Consider the following 12682-nt stretch of genomic DNA (forward strand, 5'->3'; position numbering starts at 1 on the left):
GGGGGCCCCCCGCCACGGCCGCCGCGACAAAACCCAGGAGCGGCGAGCCGGTCTCCACCGCCGCGGCAAAGCCCGCGATGGCGCCGACGATCATCATCCCCTCGACACCAAGGTTCAAGACACCCGATTTCTCCACCACCAGCTCGCCGATCGCCGCCAGCAGCAGCGGCGTCGCCGCCACCATCAGAGAGGCAACAAGCAGCACCGGATTGATTGCAGACAGATCCATCACGCCACCTCCGGCTTGCCAATTGCGATACGGTAGTTGGTGAGCAAATCCAGCGCCAACAGGAAGAACAAGAGCATCCCCTGAAACACCTGGATCGCCGCCGAGGGCAGACCCATGTTGCTCTGGGCGATGTCCCCGCCAATATAAGTCAGCGCCATCAGGGCCCCCGCCAGCAGGATCCCGACCGGGTGCAAGCGGCCCAGAAAGGCCACGATAATCGCGGTAAACCCATAGCCGACGTTAAAGTCGATCGACACCTGACCAGAGGGGCCGGAGACCTCGAACATCCCCGCCATCCCCGCCAGCGCCCCCGAGGCACCAAGGCAGAACAGCACCAGACGCGCCGGTTTCACCCCCGCAAAACGCGCCGCGCGCGGTGCCTCGCCGGTCAGCCGGATGTGATAGCCCAGCAAATGCCGGTTCAGCAGCACATAGGCAAAGATCACCGCGATCAGCGCCGCAACCACCCCCCAATGCATGCCCGTGCCGGTGATGATCTCGGCATTATGCGCCGAGGCATATTGTTGCAGGTTGCGCGATCCGGGAAAGCCAAAGCCTTCGGGATTTTTCAACAATCCCAAGGACATGGAGGCCAGGAACTGCTCGGCCACATAGACCAGCATCAGAGAGACCAGGATTTCATTGGTGCCGAACCGGGTCTTTAATATCGCCGGGATCATCGCCCAGGCCCAACCGCCAAAGGCCCCCGCGATCACCATCAGCGGAAAGATATACCAGGCCTCGGCTGGATAGAAGGCCAGCCCCATCCCCGCGCCACACAGCGCGCCGATGATATACTGCCCCTCGGCGCCAATGTTCCAGATCCCGGCCCGAAACCCAAGGCTGAGGCCGATCGCGATCAAAACCAGAGGCGCGCCTTTCACCAGCAATTGCGGGCGGTAATAAAAAGCAAACTCGCCAAACAGCGGATCCCAGAAAATGGTTCGGATCGCCGCCACCGGATCCTTGCCGAGGACGGCAAACAACAGCCCCCCCGCGATCATCGTCGCCAGCACCGCCACCAAAGGCGTCGCCAGCGACCAGCCCCGCGAGGGCTGTGGTCGTTTCTCAAGCCGGATCATGTCACCTGTCCCTTAATGCCGGAAATTTCCTCTCCGGTCCTCTTCATCTTTTTCCAAGTATCCCCGCCGGAGGCATCCATCGCGCGCGGCAGGGTCGGACGTCTGCTAGACATGCGCCACCTCCATGCCATGGGCGCCACCCATCATCAGGCCGATCTCATCCACCGTCAGCTCGGATGTGGGGCGCGGTGCCGAGAGCCGCCCCTCGTTGAGCGCGGCAAAGTGATCGGAGATTTCCATCAGCTCGTCGAGATCCTGACTGATGCAGATCACCGCCGCACCACCAGCGGCCAGATCCAGCAGCGCCTGCCGGATCGCGGCGGCGGCGGCGGCATCGACGCCCCAGGTGGGCTGGTTCACCACCAAGACCTCGGGGCGCTGCAAGACCTCTCGGCCAATGACAAATTTCTGCAAATTGCCGCCCGAAAGCGAGCGCGCGGCATTTTCCGGCCCCGGCGTGCGCACGTCAAAGGCCTCGATGATCCGCGCCGCAAAGGCCCGCGCCGCGCCCCATTTCAGGAACCCGTTGCGCGCCAGCCCCTCGCGGGTGGCACCGGTCAAAAGCGCGTTCTCCGTCAGGCTCATATCCGGCGCCGCCGCATGGCCGAGCCGCTCTTCCGGCGCGGTCAGAACCCCCAGCGCGCGCCGCGCCGACGGCCCCATATGGCCGATCGGCTGGCCGTTGAATTTGACCGCATCCGATGTGGTGGTCTCCTCGCCGGAAATCACCGACAGCAGCTCATCCTGCCCGTTGCCCGCCACCCCGCCAATGCCAAGGATCTCGCCCCGGCGCACGGAAAGATGCAGGTTTTTCAAAGCGGTGCCAAAGGCCGAGGGGGCAGGCAGCGACAGGCCGGAGATATCCAGCGCCACATCGCCAAAATCGCGCCCGGCGCGCTCCGGCGTTTTCAGGGCGCTGCCAACCATCAGCTCCGCCATCTCCCGCGCGGAGGTCTCGGCAGGGACACAGGCGCCGACATTCTTGCCCAGCCGCAGAATGGTCGCCTGATCACAGAGGCTGCGGATTTCCTCCAGCTTGTGCGAGATATAAAGGATCGAGGTGCCCTCGCTTTTCAGCTTGCGCAGGGTCTCAAACAGGATCGCGACTTCCTGCGGCGTCAGCACGCTGGTCGGCTCGTCCATGATCAACAGCTTGGGATCCTGCAACAGGCAGCGAATGATCTCCACCCGCTGGCGCTCCCCGGCGGACAGCTCACCAACGGTGCGATAGGGATCGAGCGGCAGCCCATAGGTCTCGGAAACCTCGCGGATACGCGCGGCGAGATCGCGCATCGCCGGGGGATGCTCCATGCCAAGGGCGATGTTTTCCGCCACGTTGAGCGCGTCAAACAGCGAAAAATGCTGAAACACCATGGCGATGCCATCGGCGCGGGCGGCCCTGGGTTCGGCCGGCTCATAGGGTGCGCCGCGCAGGCGCATGCTGCCGCTGTCGGGCTTCACCAGCCCGTAGATCATCTTGACCAGCGTCGATTTCCCGGCGCCGTTTTCCCCCAGCAGCGCATGCACCTCGCCTTCGCCGATCACAAAGGAGACGCCATCATTGGCCACCACACCGGGATAGGCCTTGGTGAGGCCGTCGAGGATTAATAAGGGCGTGCTCACGCGCGGGTCTCCTTTTTATGCTCTGCGCAGGCACCAAGGGCCAGCAATTCCGACGCCACCCCGACGGCGATCGCCTGGGGGTGTTTGCCCAGCTCGGGCAGGCCGATCGGGCAGGTGATGCGCGCGATCTCCTGCGGGCTGTGACCAAGCGCGGCCAGCCGTGTGCGAAACCGCGCCCATTTGGTCTTTGATCCGATCAGCCCCGCAAAACCGAAGCCCCGCGTCAGCAGGGCGTGGCATAGCGCCAGATCCAGCTGATGGGAATAGGTCAGGATCAGATGCAACGCGTCCCGCGGCGCATGCGCCACCAGCCGCTCCGGCTCCGGCGCGGGGACCGAGGTCACATCGGCGGAGATCACGGTAGGAAAACGGTTCGCCGCCACATCCACCCAGGTGATGTGATAGTCGGGCAGCGGAGAGAGCACCTGCACCAGGGCACGCCCCACATGGCCCGCACCCCAGATCCACAAGGGGCGGGCGGGGGCCAGGATTGGCTCCACCATCCAGCCCTGTATCAGCTGGGGCGCGGGATTTTGCCCTTGCCCGCGCGCCGCCGCCAGGATGCGACTGACCGCCAGCGGGGGCGCCTGAGGGTCGGCGAGCACGGGGCGGGCCACCACCGGCCCCTCCAGCCGCGCCAGATCCTCCATGGTGTAGACCTCGCTCAACAGGCTGACCGCGCCGCCGCAGCATTGCCCCAGATCCGGCCCCAGCGCATGGCTGCTCAGGCGCCGGGGCTGCTGTTGCCTGCGCGCGGCCTCGGCGGCCTCGAATTCCAGCGTGCCGCCCCCGATGGTGCCGGATTGCCCGTCCTGCCAGACCAGCATGGCGGCGCCCACCTCGCGCGGGGCTGAGCCCTTGACCTCGGCCACCACCACCCGGATCACCTGGCCATGCTGCGCCAGCGCCGCCCCGAGCGCCGCAAGATCAAACGCCATGCCGCATCCTTTCGCAGCCACGCCAGATTTCTTCGGCCGTGGCGGGGGCGTTCAGATGCGGATAATCGCGGCCAAACCCCGCCACCGCAGCCGACAGCGCCAGCCAGGCGGAAATCCCGAGCATAAACGGCGGCTCCCCCACCGCCTTGGAGCGATAGATACTCTCCTCGCGGTTCTGCCCGTCAAACAGCGCCACATTGAAGACGTCAGGCCGGTCCGAACAGGCGGGGATCTTGTAGGTGGAGGGCGCATGGGTGCGCAGCCGGCCCTGACCGTCCCAGACCAGCTCCTCGGTGGTGAGCCAGCCCGCGCCCTGCACATAGGCGCCCTCGACCTGGCCGATATCCAGCGCCGGGTTCAGCGAGGCCCCGGCATCATGCAGGATATCGGCGCGCAGAATGCGGCTCTCGCCGGTCAGGCGATCCACCACCACCTCCGTGACCGCCGCGCCGTAAGCAAAGTAGAAAAACGGCCGGCCCGACCCCTTGATGCGGTTCCACTCCAGCGCGGGCGTCTTGTAAAACCCGGTGGCCGAAAGGCTGATACGCCCCTCATAGCAGCGCTTCGCCGCCTCGGAAAATGGGATCTCTTCGCTGCCGATACGCACGCGGTCGCCCTCAAACACCACATCGGCATCCGGTTGCCCTGACGCCACAGCCAGATGCGCCGCCATCCGGTCGCGGATGGTGTCACAGGCGGCCTTTACGGCCATCCCGTTCAGATCACTCCCGGAGGAGGCCGCAGTGGCCGATGTATTGGGCACCTTCGCGGTGTCGGTGGCGGTGATCTTCACCCGCGCCAGATCGACACCAAAGCGCGCGGCGGCCACCTGCGCCACCTTCTGAAACAACCCCTGACCCATCTCTGTGCCGCCATGGTTCAGATGGATCGAGCCATCCTGATAGACATGCACCAGGGCACCCGCCTGATTAAGATGCGTCAGCGTGAAGGAAATGCCGAATTTCACTGGTGAAAAGGCAATGCCGCGCTTCAGCCGCTCCTGGCCCGCATTCCAGCGGGCAATCTCCTGCCGCCGCGCCGCGTAATCCGAGCTCTCCATCAGCCGCGCGGTCATCTCATGCAGCTCGAAATCCGTCACCGCCATACCATAGGGCGTGGAGTTGTCTTTCGCCTTTTGTGAAATATCCCGGGGGGAGGCCGCAGGCCGGGGGGCAGGGCCCCCATCGCCAAAGGCTTCATCCGGTGCGTCATAATAATTCCGCAACCGCAGCGCCACCGGATCCATGCCCAGCACATGGGCCGCGTGGTCCATCACCCGCTCAATGCCGACCATCCCCTGCGGGCCGCCAAATCCGCGATAGGCGGTGGCGCTTTGCAGGTTGGTCTTCAGCCGGTGGCTCTCGATGCGGATGGCGGGGATCGCATAGGCGTTGTCGGCATGCAGCATGGCGCGATCCGCCACCGGCAGCGACAGATCCTGCGCCCAGCCGCAATTGACCAGATGGGTGAACTCTATGCCCAAAATCCGCCCCGCCGCGTCAAAGCCCGCGCGATAGGAAATCCGAAAGGCATGGCGCTTGCCGGTGATGGTCATATCGTCATCGCGGTCATAGCGCATCTTGCAGGGCTTGCCGGTCTGGCGCGCCGCAACCGCACAGGCGACAGCCAGCGCGTTGCCCTGGCTCTCCTTGCCGCCAAAGCCGCCGCCCATGCGGCGGGTCTCGACTCGCACCGCATGCATCGGCAGGCCGATGGCCTCGGCGACCTTATGCTGGATCTCGGTCGGGTGCTGGGTGGAGGAGTTGACGATCATGCCGCCATCCTCCTGCGGCAATGCCAGCGCGGCCTGACCTTCCAGATAGAAATGCTCCTGGCCGCCGATCTCGAACGTGTCTTCGATCACATGCGCCGCCGTGGCAATCGCGCCGGAGGCATCGCCTTTCTGATAGATCCGCGGCCCATCTTCAAAGCGGCTGTCGGCGGCCAGCGCCTGATCCAGCGTCAGCAGCGCGTCTTCCTCGGCATATTGGATATCACCCTTGCGCGCAGCCACGCGGGCGGCGCGATGGGAGGTTGCCACCACCAGAAACAGCGGCTGGCCGAGGTAATGCACAGCGCCATCGGCCAGCAGGGGTTCGTCATGGGCCGAGGGCGAGACGTCATTCTGAAAGGGCAGATCCCCGGCGGTGAGCACCGCAACCACGCCCTTGCTTCGGCGCACCTCGGCGAGATCCATCGCGGTGATCCTGCCCCGGGCGATCGAGGCCAGCCCAAAGGCCAGATGCAGCGTATTGCGGGGCGTGGGGATGTCATCCACATAGCGCGCCTCGCCGGTGACATGCAGGTGGGCGGCATCGTGGGGCAGGGGTTTTGCAACGCTCATGCGCTCACCTCCAGCACATGTTCCGGGGTGCCATTCAGGTCGTCAAAATAGCGCGCCAGCATATTGCGCGCGACCTCCAGCCGATAGCTGGCAGAGGCGCGCATGTCGCTCATCGGGGAAAAATCCACATCAAAGGCGGCCTGGGCGGCGGCTATGGTTGCTTCGCTCCAGGGCTGGCCGATCAGCGCGGCCTCCACATGGGGTGCGCGTTTCGGGCTCGCGGCCATGCCGCCAAAGGCGATGCAGGCGGCGCTGACGACGCCATCGACCACGGTCACATTAAAGGCGCCCAGCACCGCAGAGATGTCCTGATCGAACCGTTTGGAGAGCTTGTAGACGCGCAGGCTGTCGGCTTGGCGGGCAAAGCTCACGGCCTCGACAAATTCGCCGGGGGCGCGGTCCTGTTTGCCATAGTCGAGAAAGAACGCCTCCAGCGGGATCTGACGGCGGCTGTCGCCCTGGCGCAGGTGCAGCTGCGCGCGCAGGGCGATCAGGGCCGGGGGGCTGTCGCCGATGGGCGAGCCATTGGCGATATTGCCGCCGATGGTCGCCGCCGCGCGCACCTGCTGGCTGGCAAAGCGGCGCAGCATCTCGGCAAAGGAGGGGTGCAGCGGCGCCAAGGTCGCACGCACCCGGTTCATATCGGCCATGGCACCAAAGCGGACCTCGCTGTCGGTGACGGTGATCTCCTTGAGGTCGGCGCATCCTTCGAGGAAAATCACCTCCTCAAGATCGCGCAGCTGCTTGGTGACCCAGAGCCCCACATCGGTGGCCCCGGCGATCAAGGTGGCGTTGGGGTGTTGCACGTAGGTGGCGGCCAGCGCGTCGGATGAGGTCGGGCGCAGGGCAGCTGGGGGCTCTGCCGGGTGCGAAGCGGAGGGGGGCTCTGCCCCCCGGTCTGCGACCTCCCCCCGGGATATTTCTGAAAAGATGAAAGAGCGATCCCCTGTGACCCACTTTGGAACCGGGGTGTTCTCAGCGGCTTTGGCGGCGCGGATGATCGGGGCATAGCCGGTGCAGCGGCAGAGATTGCCGGCCAGTTGGTCATCGTGGTCGGTGGCGCCATTGGTATGGGCGGTGACCATCGACATGATGAAGCCCGGTGTGCAAAAGCCGCATTGGCTGCCGTGATGGTCGATCATCGCCTGTTGCGCCGGGTGCAGTGTGCCGTCGGGGCTGGCCACGCCTTCGACGGTGCGAATGGATTTGCCATGCAGCTGTGGCAGGAAGAGAATACAGGCATTGAGCGCGCGGGCACCGGTCTGGTCGCTGACCATGACGGTGCAGGCGCCGCAGTCGCCCTCGTTGCAGCCTTCTTTGGTGCCGGTCAGGCCGCGGTCCTGGCGGAGCCAGTCCAGGAGGGTGGTGGTCGGTTCAATGTCTGGAAGCGAGACCTCTTCACCGTTGAGATGAAAGGTAATCGTCATCTTGTAAAACCCGTCGCCTTACTTAGGTTATCCCCATGTTGTGCGGCCTTCGATGCGACGTAGAAGGCGGCACGGGGTTCGATGCTCGTTCTGTGCACCAGCTTGTGTGGGTGCGGGCTGCAAAGCAAGCCCAAACCCGGCGTCGCGGCAGAGAATGCGCCAGCGCTGCCCCGGCGGCAATGCCAATTCCTGGCGCAGCGGGCCCTTGATTTGCAACCATTTTGGGCGACTTGGCGCTTTGGCATATGCTGGATCGAGGCCCAGGAGCTTCAAAATTATCCGAAGAATAACTGCCCGAAGAATGGGCTTGCGGTGGGGCGGCGCGGCGTTCCCATTGTCCCTGACATCTGCCGTGCTCTGGCTCTGCGGGCTGGCGGTGAGGGCCAACGCGCTCAGGCGGCGGCGGAGTGCGGCGTGCGTCGCAGGACCGCACGGTTGCGGCCGGCGTGTTTGGCATCATAGAGCGCCTGATCTGCGGCCGCCACCAGATCCGCCCGATGGAGCGGCGTGCCATGCGGTTCGGCGGTGATCGCGCCGATGCTGATGGTGACGCGGATGCTTCCGGCCTGGCCGGGCAGCTCAAAGGGGGCCGCATTAATGGCCTGACAGAGCCGCGTCGCCATTTGATCGGCCTCATGGGCGGGGCAATCGGGCAGGGCCGCCATGAATTCCTCGCCGCCGATCCGCGCCAGAAGATCCTTGCCGCCAAGTTCGGCTTGCAGGCGGCGGGCGGCCTCTTTCAGCACCGCATCCCCTGCCGGGTGGCCAAATTGGTCGTTGATCCGCTTGAAGTGATCAAGATCCGCCATCATCACGGTGAAACTCTTGCCGGTCTCTGCGGCGGCGCAGGCCATCCGCTCCAGGAACGGGTCGGCATAGCGGCGATTATAAAGCCCGGTCATCGGGTCATGCATCGCCGCGCGCAGCTCGCTGCGCAGGTTGTCGCGGATCATCTCGGAGCGCTGTTTGTGCTGCACCTGTGTGGTGATGCGCAGCACCAGCTCCTCGACCTGGAAGCCGCCGGTCAGCGCATCATGGGCGCCGCGGTCCAGCGCCTCTGCGGCGATGGCGGCATCGGCGGGATTGGGCACCGCGATCACCACGCAATCGCGTGTGGTGACGCGGGCGCGCAGATCGGCCAGCAGACGCAGGGCCAGGCCGGAGGAGAGTTCGTTGAGTTCGATCACGATGACATCCGGGACCGGCGTGCGCATCAGCTCCTGAATGGCATCCACATGAAAGGCTTGCAGCTGGTAGCCGGCGCTGGCCGCAAGCCGCCCTTTCCATTTATGGGCGGTTGCCAGGTCATGGCAGACCAGCGCCACGCGGGTGTTTTGCTGCGGCGCGACGGTGGTGCGGTCCGGCTGCGGCAGGGCAAAGCCGGGGCCGCCGTCCTCGCGCAGGTGCAGCTCCTCGTCGTAAAGGCGCATCCGCAACAGGCTGCGAATCCGCGCTTGCAGGATCATGTCATCCACCGGATGCGGCAGCACCTCGTCGATGCCGGAGGACAGCGCGCGGATCCGTGTGGGGCGATCATTCTGCGCGCTCAGCGCGATCATGGGCACATCGGCGACCTGCGGCAGGCGGGACAGCGCCTGTTTCACCAGCGCCGCATCGCCATCCGGCAGGGTCATTGCGGTCAGGATCAGGTCAGGGCGGTTGTCCGCCGCCAGGGCCAGCGCAGAGGCCATGCTGTCGGCCTGCAAGACCTGAAAACAGGCCGCCGTCAGCTGTACCTTCAGGACGATGCGATTGGTAGAGACCCCATCTATGACCAGGATTGTGCCTTGCACGGCGAAACACCTTCATTTTCGGCGATTGGTTAAGTTAGAGTGTTGATCACACTGGTTAACAAACTCTTTCGCGGGTAGGTCAAATTGGCACTAAAATGTCGAGAAGGGGGCTGATATGCCATTTTCCGCCGATCAGGCCGAGGTCTTCGGCTTAAAAGCGCTGAGCTGGCTGGCCAGCAACGAAGAGCTGATGCCGGTGTTTCTGGGCTCCAGCGGGGCCTCCCTGGAGGATCTGCGCGCCCGCGCTGCCGATCCGGTATTTCTGGGCGCGGTGCTGGATTTCCTGTTGATGGATGATGCCTGGGTGCTGGCCTGCTGCGAGGCGCTGGAGGCCGCGCCCGACACATTGATCGCCGCCCGCGCCGCGCTGCCGGGGGGTGAACAGGTGCATTGGACGTGATAGTCCAGCGTCGAACCGGCTCCCCCTTCCCAATCTGCCCTGAGGTTTTCCGATGACCCTATCCGCGATCCTGTTTGACAAGGACGGCACGCTGTTTGATTTCGCCCGCACCTGGAACGGCTGGGGCGGCATCATGTTGACGCGGCTCTCCGAAGGCGACACCGCGCGGCTTGCGGGAATGGCGGCGGCGCTGTCTTATGATCTGGAGGCGGCGATGTTTCGCCCCGACAGCATCGTGATCGCGGGCACCAATGACGAGGTCGCCGCCGCGCTCAGCCCCTATGTGAGCCAGATGGACGCCGCCACACTGGCGCAATATCTGATCCGCACCGCGGCAGAGGCTGAGCTGGCGCAGGCGGTGCCGCTTGCCCCCTTTCTGGAGGATCTGCGGGCGCGCGGGCTGAAGCTCGGGGTGATGACCAATGACGGCGAACATTCCGCGCGCCGTCATCTTGATCGCTCTGGCGTGCTGGGGCAGTTCGATCTGGTGATTGGCGCCGACAGCGGCCATGGCGCCAAACCGGATCCGGCGCCGCTCTTGGCCTTTTGCACGGCCACCGCGGTGGCGCCATCGCAGACGGCAATGGTGGGCGACAGCCTGCACGATCTGATCGCGGGGCGCGCGGCGGGCATGCGCACCATCGGCGTGCTCACCGGCATGGCGAGCGAGGCGGATCTGGCCCCCCATGCCGATGTGGTGCTGCCCGATATCGGCCATATCCCGGCCTGGCTGTCGCGCTGATCACCGCTGCCACCCTGGCAATTCGCGGCACTGCTTTGACCAAACGCGACATTGCGTGTCGGTAGTGGACAGGTGTGTCTGGAGTGGGGCGCTGCATGGTGGAGGAAGGAACGTTCGTCCACCATGTAACTCTCCAAGGGGGCACCATGACAGAGACAGTTGCGCGCAAACGCCGTGGCGGCGGCAGGGCAGGGGCGGCCGCCCGTCGCGGCACCGCCACGCTGGAGCAAATGCCCTGGAACCCGCCCAGCAATATCGACCGCCCGGTCGAGCCGCTGACCGAAGCGGGGATCGCCGCCATCCACGAGGGGGCCATGCGCATCCTGGAGGAGATCGGCGTTCAGTTCCTCAATGACGAGGCGCTGGAGATCTTCAAACAGGCGGGGATGCGGGTCGAGGGGCAGCTGGTGCGCATGGACCGTGACTTTGTCATGGAGATGATCGCCAAGGCCCCCGCCAGCTTCACCCTGACGCCGCGCAACCCGGCCCGCGCCATTGAGATGGGCGGAGACAGGATGCTCTTTGGCAATGTTTCCTCGCCGCCGAACTATTGGGACATGGATCTGAACAAGAAGGTCCCCGGCACCCGGGCGCAGTGCCAGAACCTGCTGAAGCTGACGCAGTATTTCAACTGTATCCACTTTGCCGGCGGCTACCCGGTGGAGCCGGTGGACCTGCATGCCTCCACCCGCCATCTGGATGTGCTGTTTGACAAGCTGACCCTGACCGACAAGGTCGCCCATGCCTATTCGCTGGGCAAGGAGCGGGTCGAGGATGTGATGGAGATGGTGCGCATCGCGGGCGGGCTCAGCCATGCGGAGTTTGATGCCAAGCCACATATGTACACCAATATCAACTCCACCTCGCCGTTGAAGCATGACCACCCGATGATCGACGGCTCCTTGCGGATGATCCGGCGCGGCCAGCCGGTGGTGGTGACCCCCTTCACGCTGGCGGGCGCGATGGCGCCGGTGACGCTGGCGGGGGCGGTGGCGCAATCCCTGGCCGAATCCCTCTGTGCGATTGCGCTGTTTCAATATGTGGTGCCGGGGGTGCCTTGCGCCATTGGCACCTTTACCTCCAACGTGGATATGAAATCCGGCGCCCCCGCCTTTGGCACCCCGGAATATATGCGCGCGACCCAGATGACCGGGCAGATGGCGCGCTTCTACGGGCTGCCGCTGCGCTCCTCCGGGGTCTGCGCCGCCAATGTGCCCGACGGGCAGGCGATGTGGGAAACCTCGAATTCGCTCTGGGCGGCGGTGCAGTCGGGCAGCCATATGATCTATCACGCGGCGGGCTGGCTCGAAGGGGGGCTGATCGCCAGCCCGGAGAAATTCATCATGGACTGCGAGATCTTGCAGATGATCCAGCGCTACATGGACCCGGTACTGATCGCCACCGGCGAGGAGGAGATCGCACTGGATGCAATCCGCGAGGTTGGCAACGACGGGCATTTCTTCGGCATCCAGCACACGCAGGATCGCTACGCGACCGCCTTTTACCAGCCCTTCCTGAGTGACTGGCACAACTACGAGGCCTGGGAGGCCGCCGGCGGCACCTGGACGGCCGCGCGCGCCAACAAGATGTTCAAGGAGATCATCGCCGAGTTTGAGGCACCGCCAATGGACCCCGCCATCCGCGAGGAGCTGGCGGATTTCGTCGCCCGCCGCAAGGCTGAGGGCGGCGCGCCCACCGATTTCTAGCCCCCGCAGGCGCGGGGCCGGTCAGCGGCACATGCGCTTTTGCCGCCCTGCTGCGCAGGCTGGCGCCGTGGATGGTTGGCTGCGAGTCACGGGCGATTTTGCCGTGATTCCCCGATCCCAGGCCTGTTCAGGCCGGATCGGTGCGGCGATATGATGAATTTGGCGTGAATCTTCAATTTTTTGCGAGAATGCACACATGTGCCATTCAGGAAGGTGTGGAGCAGGGGTGTTTGTTTGTCTATTATGGCCCGGTAACGAGCAATATGTAATGATGGGAACCGCGTAGGGCGCGCGCTCCGGTCCTGGGCTGCTTTGCTGCGACCTTTGGCCGGGTTTGAAAATCGGGCAACTTAAACGAGCTGTTGTGGTCAGTGCGGGGTGATCGCCCGGCGCTGGCA

The 12682-nt window shown here is 64.9% G+C and carries 9 protein-coding genes and 1 pseudogene; 3 read left to right on the forward strand and 7 right to left on the reverse strand.

All coding sequences use genetic code 11. From position 1 onward, the window contains the following. The 7 genes and pseudogenes from HCZ87_RS08555 to HCZ87_RS08585 all read right to left on the reverse strand — a co-directional run. Nucleotides 1-229: pseudogene (locus HCZ87_RS08555) on the reverse strand (ABC transporter permease); the annotation flags it as partial. Further along, on the reverse strand, nucleotides 229-1311 hold the full coding sequence (locus HCZ87_RS08560) for an ABC transporter permease (RefSeq protein ID WP_167643340.1): 1083 nt from the start codon (nucleotides 1309-1311) through the stop codon (nucleotides 229-231). The gene HCZ87_RS08560 and the pseudogene HCZ87_RS08555, both read right to left, overlap by 1 nt. Before the next feature lie 105 nt (nucleotides 1312-1416). Then, nucleotides 1417-2934 carry an ABC transporter ATP-binding protein gene (locus HCZ87_RS08565; RefSeq protein WP_167643341.1) on the reverse strand — a complete coding sequence of 506 codons (1518 nt, stop codon included), beginning with the start codon at nucleotides 2932-2934 and terminating at the stop codon, nucleotides 1417-1419. Beyond that, nucleotides 2931-3872, reverse strand: a complete 942-nt coding sequence (gene xdhC / locus HCZ87_RS08570; RefSeq protein WP_167643342.1) for a xanthine dehydrogenase accessory protein XdhC — start codon at nucleotides 3870-3872, stop codon at nucleotides 2931-2933. Before xdhC ends, HCZ87_RS08565 begins: the two co-directional genes overlap by 4 nt. After that, a complete protein-coding gene (gene xdhB, locus HCZ87_RS08575) occupies nucleotides 3862-6216 on the reverse strand; it encodes a xanthine dehydrogenase molybdopterin binding subunit (RefSeq protein WP_167643343.1) in 2355 nt (784 codons plus the stop codon). The genes xdhC and xdhB overlap by 11 nt, the downstream gene beginning before the upstream one ends. After that, nucleotides 6213-7643: a xanthine dehydrogenase small subunit gene (gene xdhA, locus HCZ87_RS08580; protein ID WP_167643344.1), complete on the reverse strand. Its 1431-nt coding sequence runs from the start codon at nucleotides 7641-7643 to the stop codon at nucleotides 6213-6215. The genes xdhB and xdhA overlap by 4 nt, the downstream gene beginning before the upstream one ends. Before the next feature lie 392 nt (nucleotides 7644-8035). After that, complete coding sequence (locus tag HCZ87_RS08585; protein ID WP_167643345.1) at nucleotides 8036-9436, reverse strand: diguanylate cyclase; 1401 nt, start codon at nucleotides 9434-9436, stop codon at nucleotides 8036-8038. Nucleotides 9437-9551: 115 nt separating this feature from the next. On the opposite strand from HCZ87_RS08585, the gene HCZ87_RS08590 reads away from it, so the two are divergent. From HCZ87_RS08590 to HCZ87_RS08600, 3 genes are all read left to right on the forward strand, one after another. After that, entirely contained in the window at nucleotides 9552-9836 is a 285-nt protein-coding gene (locus tag HCZ87_RS08590) for a DUF3572 domain-containing protein (protein ID WP_167643346.1), read from the forward strand. A 52-nt stretch (nucleotides 9837-9888) separates the two neighbouring features. Beyond that, a complete protein-coding gene (locus tag HCZ87_RS08595) occupies nucleotides 9889-10578 on the forward strand; it encodes an HAD family hydrolase (protein WP_167643347.1) in 690 nt (229 codons plus the stop codon). Nucleotides 10579-10724: 146 nt separating this feature from the next. Further along, nucleotides 10725-12284 carry a trimethylamine methyltransferase family protein gene (locus HCZ87_RS08600; protein ID WP_167643348.1) on the forward strand — a complete coding sequence of 520 codons (1560 nt, stop codon included), beginning with the start codon at nucleotides 10725-10727 and terminating at the stop codon, nucleotides 12282-12284. Nucleotides 12285-12682 lie beyond the last annotated feature (398 nt).

It is taken from the genome of Phaeobacter sp. HF9A, assembly GCF_011806385.1.
Taxonomy (GTDB): Bacteria; Pseudomonadota; Alphaproteobacteria; order Rhodobacterales; family Rhodobacteraceae; genus Epibacterium.